Below are 17,795 nucleotides of genomic sequence, written 5' to 3'. Positions count from 1 at the left end.
CAACATTTTCGATGATTAGTATTCCTTGCATTAAGGGATGCCCTGGCGGAGCGTCTAGTGGAAGAAAGTATCCATAATGTCCAGATTTCCATTTTGGTAGTTAATAAGCTCAAGTCCAATCAAAAAACAGAATGGGGGATAAAAAGTATCATAGAACAAATTAATCAAATAAATTTTTTCCAAAAAAAGTAATTTTACTTTTTAGGGAGGGTGCTTTTTGTGTCAAAATTGAGCTTATCTCCCATTTTGTATAAAAAGGAGGATAAAAGGACCAAGAAGTTCGAGGCGGCGCAGTTCCCGTCAGCGGAATGTATTCATTTAGATACATGAGTGGCGGAGAAACAAGCATTCGTGCGAAATTCGCAGTGTCATTTTTACCGGAATTTTTGAACATCCTCTATAAGTTCGGATTCCGCATTTCGTTGCTTTTATACACTTTATCCATAAACTGTACAGTAACTTAAGTTGATAATTTATCGGTCAACCTAGATGCTGCACCGTTGATTTTCGCCTCCGGGCAGTCGCACATCCTTAGTGCATGCTTCAGCCTTCGCTGCACAGGACGTGCTGGTGCCGGCGTTGGTCACAAATCTTTATGGTGGGACGAAAACGTAGCTACAGTCCCAGGACGTGACCGCTTTTAGCTTCCAGGAATAGACTGTCCTCCAGTTCGAATCAACTATTGTGACAGTATCATGCTGCGTAGATGTAACCTTCACCATTACAGCGAAGGAAATACACGGAGACTCCTGTGGGAGGAAAGGCCTCGGTGAGACTACGCAGGAGCGAAGCGACGAGGAGGCTCATCAGCCGCCCACGGAAAGCGGAGTGTATTTCCGTAGCGGTATTTTACTTTGCAACTTGTTTACATTTTCGCAGCGAAAATCGACGAAGCTATTACTAGTATTTAAATTTTCACTACTGCACAGTTTCCTTCTACTGTAGAAAAAATAGTATTTCACACTTCCTTTTTTGGCAGATAGGAAAGTATAAAACTTCCTACTGCATAAGTGCAACTAAGGCTTGGCGATAAGCCAAGTTTTCTAATCATATTCGTTTTTGGAGATAGTCATTCCTTATTTTTTCATAGTGATAACCAATCCATTATTTTTTAGTATAAAAGGTTGTAAATATGTTACATTAAGGGTATTCCTAAAGGTGGAAAGGAGAATGGATACATGATTGAATTGGTTGAGACGAAAACACATAAAAATAATATTTATTTTCATACAATTGTCAGTAAAAAGTTTAAGACAGTTAATGTTGTCGTAAAGTGTAAAGCAATGCTGAATCGAGAGACAATAACGAAACGAGCACTATTGCCGTTTATTTTACAACAAGGAACGGAGAACTATCCTTCAGAAAAAGCATTAATGATGAAATTAGATGATTTATATGGGGCAGTTTTATCCATTGATGGAGCAAAAAAAGGTAACAATCATATCATTAGTTTTCGTCTGGAATTTGCAAACGAAAAGTTTATAAATAATGAAACTACTGTAATGGATGAAGCGCTAGAGCTACTTCGAGAAATAATTTTTTCTCCGCGGACTGAAGGAGAGACTTTTCCCGATAAAATTGTAGATCGTGAAAAGTTAACGTTAAAAAATAAAATTGGTTCCATTTACGATGATAAAATTGCTTATGCAAATATGCGATTAATTGATGAAATGTGTAAAGACGAATTATTTGAATTACATACAAACGGTTATGTCGAGGATTTAGATAAGATAGATGGCGCGGAAATGTATAACTATTATAAATCACTATTACAAGAAGATCGTATGGACGTTTATGTCTTGGGTGATTTTGATGAGGCAAAAATGAGTGATAAACTTTTTGAAATTTTTAATCGTAAAAGCACAATTGATCCCCAAGAAGCTAACGAAGAAAATCATAAAGTGATTAAAAAAAGTAATGAAATAATTGAAACTCAGCCTATTCAGCAAGCAAAGCTCCACATTGGATACCGAACAAACACCAAGTATAAAGATGACGATTATTTCGCTTTACAAGTGTTTAACGGGTTGTTTGGAGGGTTTCCGAGTTCAAAATTATTTATAAACGTTCGGGAAAAAAATAGTCTTGCATATTATGCATCATCTAGAATTGAAAGTCACATAGGTCTGCTCCTTGTTTTTAGTGGTATTGAAGCGGAAAATTATGAAAAAGCACGAAATATTATAGAAGAACAAATGAAGGAAATGAAACAAGGCAAATATTTGGAGACAGAAATAGAAGAAGTGAAAGAGTTGATTATTAGCGAATTGAAAGAAACACTAGATCATCCTCAAGGGATTATTGAATTATTGTACCAACAAGTGGTTGGTCAAAAAGAATTATCACCGAATGACTTTATTGAAAATATTAAACAAGTGTCTAAAAATGAAATTGTGCAAGTTGCTGAAAAAATTGAGCTAGATACGATTTATTTATTAACTAAAGAGGGCGGTGTGGTGAGTGAATAAGTTAACGTATGATGCAATCCAAGAAACAATTTACGAAAAGAAATTAGCAAATGGTTTACAAGTTTTTTTATTACCAAAACATGAAGTAGCTAAAACATACGGAATATTTATGACAAATTATGGCTCAACGGATCGAACCTTCACACCGATTCAGAAAGAGGAGAGAATCACTGTACCTGATGGGGTCGCACATTTTTTAGAACATAAATTATTTGAAAAAGAAGACCGAGATGTGTTTGCTGATTTTTTAAAGCAAGGTGCCTCTCCAAACGCATATACTTCTTTTACGAGAACTGCGTATCTTTTTTCTGCTACAAAAATGATAGAGAAGAATGTGGAAACATTATTAAATTTTGTTCAAGACCCATATTTTTCTGATGAATCTGTTGAGAAGGAAAAAGGAATTATCGGACAGGAAATTAAGATGTACAATGATCAGCCAGACTGGCAATCGTTCATGGGTACAATTAAAAATATGTTCAAAAATCATCCGGTAAACATTGACATTGCTGGAACAGTTTCATCTATCAGTTCCATTACAAAAGAAGATTTGTATACTTGTTATAATACATTTTACCATCCAGCAAACATGGTGTTATTCGTCACTGGTAACTTTAATCCTGATACGATGATGGCTGTAATAGAAGAAAACCAAGGACAAAAAAAATTTCCTACATTAGATGGAATTGACCGGGATATTCCAAATGAACCAGAGCATGTTGCGGTGAAAGAAAATGTGATTCATTTACCTGTTTCTATTCCAAAGGTTACTATAGGAATAAAGGAATCAAACCATCATTTAACGAAAGATGAATTTTTAAAACAGGAAACAATTCAAGGTATGTTAATTGATTATTTCTTTTCACCGAGTGGCCCATTCTTTGAAAAACTTTACGAAGCTCATTTAATTGACGACAGTTTTGAATATAGCACCACTGTGGAAGAAGATTTTAGTTTTTCGTTAATTAGTAGCAATACGGAGAAACCAGAAGTTTTTGCAAATCAGGTGAAAAAAATGTTACTAAATACAAACGGCCTAAGTCTTGATGAAAATATACTATCTGTAATGAAGAAAAAACGAATTGGTCAACTGTTAAGATTGATGAACTCTTTAGAATCAATCGCTAATCAGTATGTTAATTATTATTTTTCAGGTATAGATTTCTTTCATCTTACCACATATATTCAAGAATTATCTCTAGAAGAAATAAATGAATTTTTAAAAGAGTGGATCGATGAAGACCGATTAACGATATGTAAAATTCAAAGTAAGTAATTAGGTGAAATGATGAGTAAAAATGTTTTGATTTTGGGGGCAAGTGGTGATATTGGAAGTGCAATTAGTAAGCAGCTCTCCAAAGAAGGGTATTCTTTGATACTTCATTATCATCAAAATAAAGCATCTATTAAAACGTTAATAGAAGAATTAGATGAACAAACCGTACTCCAAACAGTGCGGGCGGATTTAAGGAAAAATACGGAGGTTCATCGGCTGTGTGAAAATATATTCTTTCCGGTGCATGCCGTTATTTATGTAACTGGCATTGCTCATTTTGGCTTGTTTCAAGACGTTCTAGAGAGTGAGATGGACGAAATGCTCTCTCTTCATGTAAAATCACCTTGGTTAGTAATACAACATTTTTTACCTGAAATGATTCAAAGAAAAGCAGGAAAAATTATTTTTATTACTTCAATATGGGGCGATGTTGGAGCAAGTAATGAAGTGATCTATTCTTCTGTAAAAGGTGCTCAAAATAGTTTTGTTAAAGCATTGGCAAAAGAAGTTGGACCTAGTGGCGTGTCAGTAAATGCAGTTAGCCCTGGTTTTATTGACACGAAAATGAATCAGCATATTTTGAATGAAGAACGAGAAGATATTATAGCTCATATCCCACTTAATCGGGTTGGAGTGACGAGTGATGTCGCACATACGGTTAGTTTTTTAATGGATGAAAGATCTAATTATATTCAAGGGGAAATTGTTAATATTACTGGTGGCTGGTGATATAGACGTCGATAATTTAATAAAACTCCTTATTTCTAATGCATAATAACTTGTGTTAGTTAAATACTAAACATAAAAATAAGGAGGTTATGTCATGTCAGTTTTAGATAACTTTTCAACTTGGAAAGAATTTTTATCCAATAAAATTGATCAAGCGAAAGATCATGGTATGAGCAATCAGGCAATTACGAATATTGCACAGCATGTAGGTGATTATTTAAGTCAGCATGTTGAACCTGAAAATAAAGAGGAAAGAGTTTTACAGGAACTTTGGAATGCTGCTTCACCTGAAGAACAAAGAGCAATTGCTAGTACGATGATGAAGCTTGTACAAAAACAATAAAAGATAATGAAATGACAAAAGAAGCTAGTCGTTATTTTAGCTTCTTTTTCATTTATTTCATTTTTGGGGCATATAGATTAAATTGGAGTTAATATCCTGTGAAATAACACGGATTATATTGCATTTACATTACTGATTAGGTAAAATTAGGAGGAGTGATTATGAAGGAAAGAGGATATTAGTAATGGATAGAACGGAATGGTATTTTGAATATGAGTTACAATATAATAGACCAGGATTACTAGGAGATATATCTTCTTTGTTAGGAATGTTATCCATTAATATTATTATGATCAATGGGATTGAAAATTCAAGAAGAGGAATGTTACTTTTATCTCAGTATGATGAGCATATTGAACGATTAAAAACGATTTTAGATAAAGTTGATACGATAAAAATTACAAAACTCAGGAAACCGAAATTACGAGATCGATTAGCTGTAAGGCATGGGAAATATATTCATCGTGATACTGAGGATCGTAAAACTGTTCGATTTGTACGAGAAGAATTTGGATTGCTCGTTGATTTTATGTCTGAACTATTTAAAAGTGACGGACATAAATTGATTGGCGTTCGTGGAATGCCTCGAGTTGGTAAAACAGAATCAATTGTAGCTGGAAGTGTAAGTGCGAATAAAAAATGGCTGTTTGTCTCGAGTACTTTATTAAAACAAACGGTTAGAAATCAGTTAATTGAAGGAGAATATGGGGAAGATTATATCTATATAATTGACGGTGTCGTATCACAACAAAGGGCTAGCGAACAGCATTGGCAATTAATTAGAGAAATTATGCAACTGCCAGCAACAAAAGTTGTTGAGCATCCTGATATTTTTATTCAATCTACTGAATATACTATCGATGATTTCGATTATATTATTGAAATTCGTCGAGATGAAAATGAAGAAATTACATATGATTCAATTGAAAGAAAGAATGGTTCGAATAATTATTCAATGTTTGATTTTTAAAATGGATGGTGTTAACAATGGAGATTGGCGAAATACTTAGAGAAGCGAGGCTAGCGAAAAACCTTTCTCTCGATGACGTTCAAGAAATGACAAAAATACAAAAACGATATCTTGCAGCTATCGAACAGGATGAATTTCATGCTCTACCGGGTCGCTTTTATGCTAGAGCTTTTATTAAAGAATATGCTCAGGCAGTTGGCTTGGATCCAACTGAAGTTCTTCAAGATTTTGATGAGGACAAAATTCAAACAGAAGAGGAACAGACGGTACAATATACTAGGATGGAAAGATCTAGACGCACTAGACCTTCCAAAGTTGGTTCTTCTATTTTTTCTTTACTTCCCACGATTATTGTTATAATTTTAGTAATTGGTATTATTTTTGTTGCCTGGACCTTGTACCAACAAGCAATATCAAAATCGGATACTGAAATCGAAGGGCATCAGGAAAGTGATGAAATTATCCGAAATGTTGATGAGCCGGGTAAAGAAGAAGAAGAGACTAATGAAAATGATCCCAATGAAGAGAAGGGCGAAACTGACGAATCCGAATCAGATTCTAGCACCTCTGAAGCTAGCTTCTCCGTTGTAGAAACTGGAACTGGTAATTCCCCAACTTCAGAAGTTGATTTTACTTTTACTGGTAACCAGGCAGAAGTAACTTTTGAGGTTCATGACAGAGTGTATGTTGAAGCTAAAGGAGCATCTGAAAAAACATATGTCGCTTCAACATTAGAAGCAAATACAGAATCTGAATCGATTGATGTCTCGGAAGAAGAAAGAATTTACTTTAATGTTGGGAACGCTAATGGACTTACAATCAAAATAAATGGCGTTGAACTAGAATACCCAATAGATCCACAGGAAACGGTTCACCAAAAATTATGGGTTAACTTAAAACAAAACGAATAATTGTTTTGCCCCTCCATCCTTGAGGGGTTTTTTGAGCTCGCAAAAATGAATACGTAACTTATCCAGAGATAACTCAAGTTAATTTTGATCAATAGAAAGGTGATAAAAACAATGAATATACCTAATAAAATAACATTATCACGAATTTGTTTAATACCAATATTTATCATAATTCTTAGTATACCTTTTGACTGGGGGGAGTGGAATATCGGGGCAACAACTTTACCAATTTCTCATTTTGTTGCTGGTATCATATTTTTAATCGCTTCTCTTACAGACTGGTTAGACGGTTATTATGCAAGAAAATATCATCTTGTAACAAATATGGGTAAATTTTTAGACCCACTTGCAGATAAATTACTCGTATCGGCGGCATTTATATTATTAGTTGAAATGGGTCTTGCACCTGCTTGGATTGTTATCATAATCATTAGCCGCGAATTTGCAGTAACTGGATTACGACTGGTAGCTGCTGGTGAGGGAATTGTTTTAGCCGCTAGTAATATGGGGAAATTAAAGACCGTTTCTCAAATTAGTGCAATAGCATTTTTATTGTTACATAACTTTCCATTCTCTTACGTAGGTATCCCTATCGATATGTTGTTTTTGTATTTTGCGTTGATTTTAACTGCGTGGTCCGGGATTGAATACTTTATTAAGAATTGGCATGTAATGAGGGATTCAAAATGACAAAAAAAACATTAAACACGGAAATAATTGCGGTTGGTACAGAACTTTTACTTGGGCAAATTGCAAATACCAATGCCCAATGGATTTCTGAGCAGTTAGCAGCAAATGGAATTAATACTTTTTTTCACACGGTTGTAGGAGATAATTTGGATAGACTTTCATCTATATTTAAGCACGCACAAGAGCGCTCCAATGTCATTATTGTTACTGGGGGTCTCGGACCTACTGCAGATGATTTATCAAGAGAAGCGTTCCAAAAAATTAGCCAACTGTCTATCGTCGAAGAACCGAACGCTATGGAAAAAATAAAACAGTTTTATGAAAAACAAAAATTATTTATGACACCGAATAATAAAAGACAAGCGCGAGTTTTTAAAGATTCCAAAGTTTTAACTAATAAAGTTGGTATGGCTCCTGGAAATATTGTTAAATATCAAAATAGTTTTTGGGTTTTTTTACCGGGAGTTCCTAGAGAAATGAAGCAACTCTTTACTGACGATGTACTACCATTTTTAAAAAGTATTAATGGTGAAATGGTGATCCAGTCAACCGTACTTCGGTTTACGGGGATAGGTGAGTCTGCACTCGAGGATAAATTAAGCAAGTTGATCGCTTCTCAACAAAATCCTACCATTGCTCCACTTGCTGCAAAAGATGGTGTTACGATTCGTTTAACAGCAAAGGCAGTATCTACTAATAAAGCCAATGAACTGTTAGAACGTACCAAAACGACTATTTTGAAAGAAGTCGGTGAATATTTTTATGGAGTTGACCGAGATGAACTTGAAGAAAAAGTGTTTTCATTGCTGCAAACAAAAAATAAACGAATTGCTTCTGCAGAAAGTTTAACTGGCGGTTTATTTTCAGATCGATTTGTTTCTTTGAATGGTGCTTCAACAGTATTCTTGGGTAGTATCGTTTGTTATGATCCTGATGTAAAATTAAACATTTTACAAGTTCAAAAACAAACAATTGAAGAAAAGGGAACCGTAAGTGAGGCATGTGCAATTGAAATGGCTAAAAATGTCGCCGAATTATTAAATGCTGATATTGGAATAAGCTTTACAGGGGTGGCAGGTCCGTTAGAAGTAGAGGGTAGAAATGTAGGGACAGTATATATTGGACTTTTTGATGTGAATGGCTATGAATATGTTGAGGAGTGTTTTTTTCAAGGCGATCGTAATGATATTCGTTATCGCTCTGTTTTAAAAGGGTTAGAAATTTTATTTAATTATTTAAAGTGACATTTTTTGCTTTTAATTCCTTAAGAAAAAGTAATATACATAGCCATACATGCATTAAAATTGAATTATTCGTCATATTATGTGGGGAAAATGAAAGAACGTGTATTCGCTTATCATTTGTATATTCGCATAAAAAAAGGTATGATATAAATAGTTAATCAGGGGAGGTAAACGTATTGAGTGACAAGCAAAAAGCATTAGATGAGGCATTACGTAACATTGAAAAACAATTTGGAAAAGGTTCTGTAATGAAATTAGGAGAAGAAGCAGAACGTAAAATAGATACTATTCCAAGTGGTTCACTAGCACTTGATATTGCATTAGGTATTGGGGGTTACCCTAAAGGACGTGTAATTGAAATTTATGGTCCAGAATCATCAGGTAAAACTACTGTTGCCTTACATGCGATTGCAGAAGCGCAAAAGCATGGTGGTCAAGCTGCATTTATCGACGCTGAACATGCGCTCGACCCGAATTATGCAAGGGCATTAGGAGTTAATATAGATGAATTATTGTTATCCCAACCAGATACTGGAGAGCAAGCGTTGGAAATTGCAGAAGCGCTTGTTCGCAGTGGCGCTATTGATGTTATCGTTGTTGACTCTGTTGCAGCATTAGTGCCAAGAGCAGAAATTGAGGGAGAAATGGGTGATGCTCACGTAGGTCTTCAAGCCCGTTTAATGTCGCAAGCGTTAAGGAAACTATCTGGAGCGATTAATAAATCAAAAACTATTGCCATTTTTATTAACCAAATCCGTGAAAAAGTTGGAGTCATGTTCGGTAATCCTGAAACGACACCTGGTGGTAGAGCACTTAAATTCTATTCATCTATTAGACTTGAAGTTCGTCGTGCCGAAACGTTAAAACAAGGAACGGAAATGATTGGAAATAGAACGAGAATAAAAGTTGTAAAAAATAAAGTGGCACCTCCTTTTAAACAAGCAATGGTTGATATTATGTATGGTGAAGGGATATCAATTGAAGGCGAAATACTTGATATTGGTTCTGAACTTGATATCGTCGAAAAAAGTGGTGCCTGGTACTCTTATAATGGAGAGAGGCTCGGTCAAGGAAGAGAAAATTCTAAACAATTCCTATTAGAAAATGAAATGATAGCCGCTGAAATTCATACAGCAATTAGAGAATATTATCAACTTGATGAAACGGCTGAGACTGAAACAATAGAAGAATAAGAACTATAATAAAGAGAATCCTTTACTTATTTAGAGTTTATGATAAAGTAAAGGATTTTTACTTTTTTAGAAGAAATGGCTTTCTATTGACATTGGTTATTGGTACAATTAAAATTAAGATGTATAATTTTATAACAATAGTTATACATTTTATTCTTATTGATATGGTATATGCCGACAATAAAGAGTTTTTACAATTTCATAGCAATAGGAGGTGAAGAACGTGGACAACCCTTTACTCATCTCCATTTTGCTCGCCTTAGTCCTAATCGTCGGTATTGTTGTTGGTTATCTGATTCGTAAATCTATTGCAGAAGCTAAGATTTCTAGTGCGGAAAATTTAGCAAAACAAATAGTTGATGAAGCACGTCGGAATGCAGATGCCGCTAAAAAAGAAGCTCTTCTTGAGGCTAAAGAAGAAAATCATGTATTTCGTCAGCAAATTGAGGAAGAATTACGTGAACGTCGTTTGGAGATTCAAAAACAGGAAGATCGTTTAATCCAAAAAGAAGAAATTCTTGACAAAAAAAGTGTTACGCTCGATAAGCGTGAACTCTCTTTAGAAAAAAGAGAAGAGACGCTTGCAGAAAAACAACAACAAATTGAAGAAATGGAAAGCAAAGTGGAAGCTATACTAGTTAAGCAACAAACGGAGCTTGAACGCATTTCTGGATATACAACTGACCAAGCAAAGCAAGTTATTTTAACGCGATTAGAAAATGAATTAAAACAAGAAACTGCAGTGATGGTCAAGGAGGCGGAGAATCGCACAAAAGAGGAAGCAGACAAAAAAGCAAAACATATATTATCGTTAGCTTTACAGCGTTGTGCTGCTGATCATGTAGCTGAAACTACTGTTTCAGTAATTAACTTACCAAATGATGAAATGAAAGGTCGAATTATCGGACGCGAAGGTCGAAATATTCGGACACTTGAAACATTAACAGGTATTGATTTAATTATTGACGACACACCTGAGGCAGTTATTTTATCAGGATTCGATCCAATTAGACGAGAAATTGCACGTCTTGCATTAGAAAAATTAGTGCAGGATGGTCGAATTCATCCAGCACGTATTGAAGAAATGGTTGATAAAGCAAGAAGAGAAGTGGATGAACATATACGTGAAATTGGTGAAGAAACAACATTTGAAATCGGTGTTCATGGTTTACATCCTGATTTAATTAAAATTTTAGGCCGCTTAAAATATCGAACTAGCTATGGTCAAAATGTGTTAAAGCATTCGATGGAAGTCGCTTACCTAACAGGGTTGCTTGCAGCTGAATTAGGTGAAGACGAGGTGCTAGCTAGAAGAGCAGGTTTACTCCACGATATTGGAAAAGCAATTGACCATGAAGTGGAAGGAAGTCACGTTGAAATAGGTAAAGAACTCGCGATAAAATACAAAGAAAATCCTGTTGTTATTAATGCGATTGCTTCGCACCACGGGGATGAAGAAGCTACTTCCGTTATTTCAGTTCTTGTAGCAGCTGCAGACGCACTTTCTGCTGCAAGACCGGGAGCTAGAAGTGAAACGCTTGAGAATTATATTAAGCGCTTGGAGAAACTGGAAGAAATTTCCGATTCCTTTACTGGTGTTGAGAAATCTTACGCAATTCAAGCAGGCCGTGAAGTAAGAATCATGGTAAAGCCTGATGAAATTGATGATGCAGCAGCAACGCATATCGCAAGAGATATTCGAAAGCGTATTGAAGGCGAACTTGAATTTCCTGGACATATTAAAGTGACGGTAATTAGGGAAACAAGAGCAGTTGAATACGCAAAATAAAGAATAGAAAATCAAAAGCAATAAAAATTACTGAAAAAAGCGGTAGAAATATGCCGCTTTTTTTTATACACTGAGATTAAAGCTCTTCGTTTAGTCTATTAAATATGAGATTTATATAAGGAGTATCATGATGGACATATTATTTATTGGTGATATCGTTGGTTCACCTGGAAGAGATATGCTTACACAATATTTACCGAAATTAAAAGATAAATATAAACCGCAAATCACAATTGTAAATGGAGAAAATGCTGCAGCTGGAAAAGGAATTACAGAAAAAATATATAAGCAGTTTTTAAATTTAGGTGTACAAACTGTTACATTGGGAAATCATACATGGAATAAAAAAGAGATCATTGATTTTATAGATAGTGCTACATATTTAATTCGACCAGCTAATTTTCCGGAAAATAATCCAGGGAAAGGAATTGTATTTATAAAAAGTAATCAATTAGAAGTAGCTATTATCAATTTGCAAGGAAGAACATTTTTAGATTCACATGATGATCCTTTTAAAAAAGTCGATGAATTAATTCAAGAAGCAAAAAAACGAACGAATATTATTTTCATTGATTTTCATGCTGAAGCAACAAGTGAAAAACAAGCTTTTGCTTGGTATGTTGATGGACGTGTAAGTGCAGTTGTGGGAACCCATACACATACTCAAACTGCAGATGAACGAATATTACCGCAAGGAACAGCATATATAACTGATGTAGGGATGACTGGACCATATGATGGTATTTTAGGAGTCGAAAAAGAATCTGTGATCAATCGGTTCTTAACAAATATGCCAGTTCGCTTTGAAGTAGATAAAAAAGGTAGAAATCAATTAAATGGATGTTTCATTACAATTGACAATAGTACAGGAAAAGCAACGAAGATTGAGCGAATATTAATAAATAACGACCATCCTTTTTTTGATATGTAAACTACTGTTTTACTTACGAATGGTCCCTTCATAACTCAAGAAGTGAGTAATTGATAGTTGTAATATATGGTAAATCATGCATAATTAAGTAATAAGGTATCATTTCTTAGAATATAGTAGCAATAAATCTATATTAGTTAATGGAGGAGGTACTAAGTAATGGACGTTTTAAAAGTTTCAGCAAAGTCAAATCCGAACTCAGTAGCAGGGGCATTAGCAAATGTGTTGAGAGAAAATGGTACAGCAGAACTTCAAGCAATAGGCGCAGGGGCATTAAACCAAGCAATTAAAGCAGTAGCAATCGCTAGGGGATTTGTTGCACCAAGCGGAGTAGATTTAATTTGTATACCCGCGTTTACGGACATATTAATTGATAGTGAAGAAAGAACGGCAATTAAGTTGATTGTAGAGCCACGTTAACATCCATATTCGAATTTTAATAAAAAAGTGAATATTTAACTAAAAAGCTACCTTTTTTTAAGGTAGTTTTTTTAAATGTTTGATATTAATTTATTTTATACATGGAAACATTGTCACCTTTCCTTCAAATATGAAAAATACAAATAAAATGATGTAACAGTAATAATTGTGAAATTATCTTAAAACTTATATACTTATTAGATGAATATAAATTAATGGTGTATGTAACTTGAGAAAGGAGTAATAGAATGAACGAAGAGCAACGGAAAGAGCAAGCGAAAATTAAACAGGATTTGTCCATGGACAGAAAATCCAGCCAGGACAAACCTCTATCGGAAAAAACAACAGCTGACTTTGCTCATTATTTTGAGACAACGTATCAGCCACCAGATATAAGAAAAGCTCGTAAACGTGGACGGGATAAAATTAAAGTTCATTATGATTTTGAAATACCAGAAGATATGAAAACTGTTGGAGAAGGTAAAAAATTCTTAATTCGAACTTACGGGTGTCAGATGAACGAGCATGATACGGAGGTAATGGCTGGTATTTTAACAGAAATGGGATATGTTCCTACTGAAATAAATGAAGAAGCAGATATTATCTTATTAAACACTTGCGCAATTAGAGAAAATGCTGAAAATAAAGTGTTTGGTGAGATTGGACATTTAAAATCATTAAAAGTAGAAAAGCCTGATCTTATTATTGGTGTTTGTGGATGTATGTCACAACAAGAATCAGTTGTAAATAGAATACTTAAGAAGCACCAACAAGTGGATCTGATTTTTGGAACTCATAATATCCACCGGTTACCAAATTTAATTCAAGAAGCGATGTTTAGTAAAGCACAGGTTGTTGAAGTATGGTCTAAAGAAGGCGATATTATTGAGAACCTTCCGAAAGTAAGACATGGAAAAATTAAGGCATGGGTAAATATTATGTATGGGTGCGATAAATTTTGCACGTACTGTATCGTCCCAATGACACGTGGCAAAGAACGTAGCAGACGCCCAGAAGATATTATTCAGGAAGTTCGTCATCTCGCTGCCCAAGGGTATCAAGAAGTAACATTATTGGGTCAAAATGTAAATGCTTATGGTAAAGATTTTGAAGATATCGATTATCGTTTCGCCGATTTAATGAATGATATGCATAAAATTGATATTCCACGTATCAGGTTCACAACTTCACATCCACGAGATTTTGATGATCATTTAATTGAAGTGCTGGCACAAGGTGGAAACTTACTCGACCATATACATTTACCAGTGCAATCTGGAAGCAGTGAAATCTTAAGAAAAATGAATCGAAAATATACGAGAGAATCGTATTTAGAGTTAGTAAATAAAATTAAAAAATCTATTCCAAACGTCACGTTAACTACAGATATTATTGTAGGATTTCCAAATGAAACAGATGAACAGTTTGAAGAAACAATGACACTAATGGAAGAAGTAGGGTTTGAGTCTGCGTATACATTTATTTATTCACCACGTGAGGGCACGCCAGCAGCAGTTCAGAAGGATAACATTTCAATGGAAGTGAAAAAAGAACGATTACAGCGGTTAAATGAATTAGTAAACAAACAATCGGCTGAATCAATGAAAACTTATGAAGGAAAAACAGTGAAGGTTCTCGTTGAAGGAGAAAGTAAAAAAGACGACACTGTTCTTTCGGGATATACAGAAAAAAATAAAGTTGTTAATTTTAAAGGCTCTAAATCAATTATTGGCAAGATAGTAGATGTTAAGATAACAGAAGCAAAGACATGGTCACTAAACGGAGAACTAGTCAAAGAAACAGTCGAGGTGAATGAAGATGACACAATATACACGTCAGCAAGTAATAAATGAAGCAAAAGAATTGGCAGCTATGCTTGCTCAAACAGAAGAAATTGAACGATTTAAACAACTAGAAGCTAAAATTAACGAAAACGAAAAGGTGCAGCGATTAATTTCCCGTATTAAAACATTGCAAAAACAGGCTGTCAATTTACAAGCATATGAAAAAAAGGAAGCATTGAAAAAAGTAGAAACAGAAATAGATAATGTTCAAAATGAACTGGATAGTATTCCAATTGTTCAAGAATTTAAAGAAATTCAAGTAGTAGTTAATGATGTATTACAACTCGTATCTGGAACAATTGCACGTGAAGTTACGAATCATGTTATTCGTGATACAGGTGGCGATCTTTTATCAGGGGAAACAGGATCAAAAGTAAAAAATAAAACTTCTTGTGGTCATTAATTCAAAAGATAATAATAAGAGGTTAATAAAAAGTGTTATAGTCATCGAAAAATCCGAATTATTTCAAATTTCTTCTTGAAGTTTGTATTGTTCGGATTTTTCTTTTACTCTTATTACTAATTTCCATAAACTGCGACGTAAGGCTCTGCTTATTAATAAATCGATACGGAACGACTCGACAAGTCGGAAAAAGACTCGCCGTTTTTCATGACCCCCACCCAAAACGGTTACAATTAATATCGGAACATGCCCGTTTTTTATAACTCTTACTCAAAACGGTCACGATTAACATCGAAACATGCCTGTTTTCTATGACCCTTACCCAAACGGTCACGATTAACATCGAAACATGCCCGTTTTCTATGACCCTTACTCAAAACGGTCACGATTAACATCGAAACATACCCGTTTTCTATGACCCTTACCCAAAACGGTCACGATTAAGATCGAAACATGCCCGTATCGACTCGATATGTTGGAAAAAGACTCGACGTCTTGCAGATCAACTCGACATCTTAGATCTGAACTCTGCATGTTGTTAATCGACTCACATTCCAGAGCGAGGTAGAGTCACTTTTCCCCAACGGTGATAAATCGCTACGCCACAGTTTACATTTACTCTGTATTAAGTTCTAACAGTTAAATAGTTAGTATCATTCTGAACCCTGTCCTGTGATCGTTCGCTTTAGAGTTGACCATATTCATTGTTTATTTTAACGGTATATTTCGATTTTAACAGAGAACGAGAAAGAGATTAGTCCTGTTATCATCGGGTGGGAAAGCCATTTACCTCGTTTCTATCGGCAATCATTAGATAAATTGGCTAAAGAACAGCGTATCTTATCACTAATGAGAGTATAAGCTATTGTAGTTAATGAAAAGATTTTCTTAAATTTTGTTCCGTATGCACCTTAGGTATTTGTCTTGCATAAAATGACTATGACAAAAGAGGAGGTATACGTAACAATGACTTTTCTTGATAGTGACTATAGAGAAATCATAACGAAAGCGGTATGTGGAAGAGGTCGGAAATTAACCAAATCAGATAACCATGTTTCGCCATCACATAAACCATCAAGTATTTTAGGTTGCTGGGTAATTAATCATCGTTATCATGCAAAAAAGAAAACATCTGATATTGTAGAAGTGCATGGAACTTACGATATTAATATTTGGTATTCCTTTAATGATAATACAAAAACTGAAGTAGTAACAGAAACTGTTGACTATTGTGATGAAGTTAAATTATCAAACAAGGATGAAAATTGTTTACATGATGACTATGAAGTTGTTGTAAAAGTTATTCAACAGCCAAATTGCTTACAATGCAAAATTGAAAAACAAGGGAACCAAATCGCGGTAGAAATAGAAAGAGAATTCGAAGTTAAAGTAATAGGTGAAACAAAAGTAAATGTAAGAGTAAGCCCTACAAGACAGTCCGATCAGCATAAAAAACATTCTAGATATGGCGAAGAAGAAACAAGGGAAAGCGGCAAGGATGATTTTTTCAAAGGAAAAAGGAGATGACTTCTTCCAAATTAATTAAGCTATCTACTCAAAAAGAATAGATAGCTTATATTTTTGTTTAACGATGCGTTGTATAAAAAATAGGCTTTGTAATTTTTTTAATTTCTTTTACTAATTCTTCATCTAAAGGAAGAAGATGTGTCGAGTAAATATTTTCTTTTAATTGCTTCACAGTACTTGCGCCAAATACTGCACTTGCAACAACAGGATGATGAAGTACATATTGAAACGATAACTTTGCAATTGGAAGATGTAACTTACTTAATTTATTAATTATCTGTAAAAGTTCATTATGTGTATAGTCCAAATATCCATCTTTTCCTTTTTGAGCAATGTATTTAACTGCCTGCCCACTTAGCATTCCTTTTGCTAAAGGTCCTCGTGCTAAAACACTTACTTTATTGGTAGCTAAAAAATTTAATAATTCCTCGGGCCTGCGATCAAGTATATTATATTGCATCATTACAGCATCAATGGAAGATTTTTTAACATATTCTCGAATAACACTTGGTCTAATTGAAGAAATCCCATATGCACGAATTTTACCGGATTTTTTTAATTGTTCAAATGCGTCTATCGTCTCATCCATAGGGTCATCGATCGTTCCTCCATGAAGTAAATATAAATCAAGATAATCTGTCTGAAGTCGTTGTAAACTTTTATCTACAGCTTGATTAATATATTTTTTTGAAGGATCCCAATACCACGTTTTTGTATCTGTATTAAAATGATTACCAACTTTTGTGGTTAAAATAATATCCTCACGGCGCTCTTTTATAATTTTTCCTATCATTTTTTCATTGTCACCAAATTGATACAAATCAGCTGTATCTAAATGATTGATCCCATTATCTAAAGCTAAATTGATTATTTTAGAGGAATTTGATTGATCGAGGTCAAGTGACATACAGCCAAGCGTTAGCTCGGAAATATAAATATCTGATTTACCCAATCGATTCATTCTCACTTTACCACACCCTTTTCTATTATTGTAACGGTCAAAAAAGTGCTTCACAACTAATTGGATTAGTTTATGTTAAAATAGAGAGAAACAAAC

Annotated in this window: 16 protein-coding genes; 15 read left to right on the top strand and 1 reads right to left on the bottom strand. The window is 34.5% G+C overall.

Annotated elements, in window-relative coordinates; all coding sequences use genetic code 11:
• Positions 1-1,178: 1,178 nt before the first annotated feature.
• The 15 genes from yfmF (at position 1,179) to cotE (ending at position 16,738) form a co-directional block, all read left to right on the top strand.
• Entirely contained in the window at positions 1,179-2,468 is a 1,290-nt protein-coding gene (gene yfmF, locus SPD89_RS00645; RefSeq protein ID WP_336260014.1) for an EF-P 5-aminopentanol modification-associated protein YfmF, read from the top strand.
• Positions 2,461-3,744 carry an EF-P 5-aminopentanol modification-associated protein YfmH gene (gene yfmH / locus SPD89_RS00640; RefSeq protein ID WP_336260013.1) on the top strand — a complete coding sequence of 428 codons (1,284 nt, stop codon included), beginning with the start codon at positions 2,461-2,463 and terminating at the stop codon, positions 3,742-3,744. The genes yfmF and yfmH overlap by 8 nt, the downstream gene beginning before the upstream one ends.
• 12 nt (positions 3,745-3,756) lie before the next feature.
• Positions 3,757-4,473, top strand: coding sequence for an elongation factor P 5-aminopentanone reductase (gene ymfI, locus SPD89_RS00635; RefSeq protein ID WP_336260012.1), 717 nt, complete (start codon positions 3,757-3,759; stop codon positions 4,471-4,473).
• 94 nt (positions 4,474-4,567) lie between these two features.
• A complete protein-coding gene (locus tag SPD89_RS00630) occupies positions 4,568-4,816 on the top strand; it encodes a DUF3243 domain-containing protein (RefSeq protein WP_336260011.1) in 249 nt (82 codons plus the stop codon).
• Positions 4,817-5,000: 184 nt separating this feature from the next.
• Positions 5,001-5,786 carry a YmfK family protein gene (locus SPD89_RS00625; RefSeq protein WP_336260010.1) on the top strand — a complete coding sequence of 262 codons (786 nt, stop codon included), beginning with the start codon at positions 5,001-5,003 and terminating at the stop codon, positions 5,784-5,786.
• A 17-nt stretch (positions 5,787-5,803) separates the two neighbouring features.
• Positions 5,804-6,697 carry a helix-turn-helix domain-containing protein gene (locus tag SPD89_RS00620; protein WP_336260009.1) on the top strand — a complete coding sequence of 298 codons (894 nt, stop codon included), beginning with the start codon at positions 5,804-5,806 and terminating at the stop codon, positions 6,695-6,697.
• Positions 6,698-6,808: 111 nt separating this feature from the next.
• A complete protein-coding gene (gene pgsA, locus SPD89_RS00615) occupies positions 6,809-7,387 on the top strand; it encodes a CDP-diacylglycerol--glycerol-3-phosphate 3-phosphatidyltransferase (RefSeq protein ID WP_336260008.1) in 579 nt (192 codons plus the stop codon).
• Entirely contained in the window at positions 7,384-8,631 is a 1,248-nt protein-coding gene (locus tag SPD89_RS00610) for a competence/damage-inducible protein A (protein WP_336260007.1), read from the top strand. The genes pgsA and SPD89_RS00610 overlap by 4 nt, the downstream gene beginning before the upstream one ends.
• Positions 8,632-8,807: 176 nt before the next feature.
• A complete protein-coding gene (gene recA / locus SPD89_RS00605; protein WP_336260006.1) occupies positions 8,808-9,824 on the top strand; it encodes a recombinase RecA in 1,017 nt (338 codons plus the stop codon).
• A gap of 223 nt (positions 9,825-10,047) precedes the next feature.
• Positions 10,048-11,613, top strand: a complete 1,566-nt coding sequence (rny, locus tag SPD89_RS00600; protein ID WP_336260005.1) for a ribonuclease Y — start codon at positions 10,048-10,050, stop codon at positions 11,611-11,613.
• Between the two features lie 130 nt (positions 11,614-11,743).
• The gene (locus SPD89_RS00595; RefSeq protein ID WP_336260004.1) at positions 11,744-12,544 is read left to right on the top strand and encodes a TIGR00282 family metallophosphoesterase; all 801 of its coding nucleotides are present in this window, start codon (positions 11,744-11,746) and stop codon (positions 12,542-12,544) included.
• Between the two features lie 159 nt (positions 12,545-12,703).
• Positions 12,704-12,964 (top strand): stage V sporulation protein S, encoded by a 261-nt coding sequence (locus SPD89_RS00590; RefSeq protein ID WP_336256603.1) that lies wholly within the window; start codon positions 12,704-12,706, stop codon positions 12,962-12,964.
• 299 nt (positions 12,965-13,263) lie between these two features.
• Complete coding sequence (gene miaB / locus SPD89_RS00585; RefSeq protein WP_442961020.1) at positions 13,264-14,817, top strand: tRNA (N6-isopentenyl adenosine(37)-C2)-methylthiotransferase MiaB; 1,554 nt, start codon at positions 13,264-13,266, stop codon at positions 14,815-14,817.
• Positions 14,783-15,211 carry a RicAFT regulatory complex protein RicA family protein gene (locus tag SPD89_RS00580; RefSeq protein ID WP_336260002.1) on the top strand — a complete coding sequence of 143 codons (429 nt, stop codon included), beginning with the start codon at positions 14,783-14,785 and terminating at the stop codon, positions 15,209-15,211. Before miaB ends, SPD89_RS00580 begins: the two co-directional genes overlap by 35 nt.
• Before the next feature lie 966 nt (positions 15,212-16,177).
• The gene (gene cotE / locus SPD89_RS00575; protein WP_336260001.1) at positions 16,178-16,738 is read left to right on the top strand and encodes an outer spore coat protein CotE; all 561 of its coding nucleotides are present in this window, start codon (positions 16,178-16,180) and stop codon (positions 16,736-16,738) included.
• Between the two features lie 58 nt (positions 16,739-16,796).
• Here cotE and SPD89_RS00570 read toward each other — a convergent pair whose 3' ends face one another.
• Positions 16,797-17,705 (bottom strand): aldo/keto reductase, encoded by a 909-nt coding sequence (locus SPD89_RS00570; RefSeq protein WP_336260000.1) that lies wholly within the window; start codon positions 17,703-17,705, stop codon positions 16,797-16,799.
• Positions 17,706-17,795: the final 90 nt, after the last annotated feature.

This window comes from Pseudogracilibacillus sp. SO30301A, assembly GCF_037072025.1.
GTDB lineage: Bacteria > Bacillota > Bacilli > Bacillales > Amphibacillaceae > Pseudogracilibacillus.
Note: the sequence above shows the minus strand (reverse complement) of the source record. Positions and strands in the feature narration are given on the sequence as shown.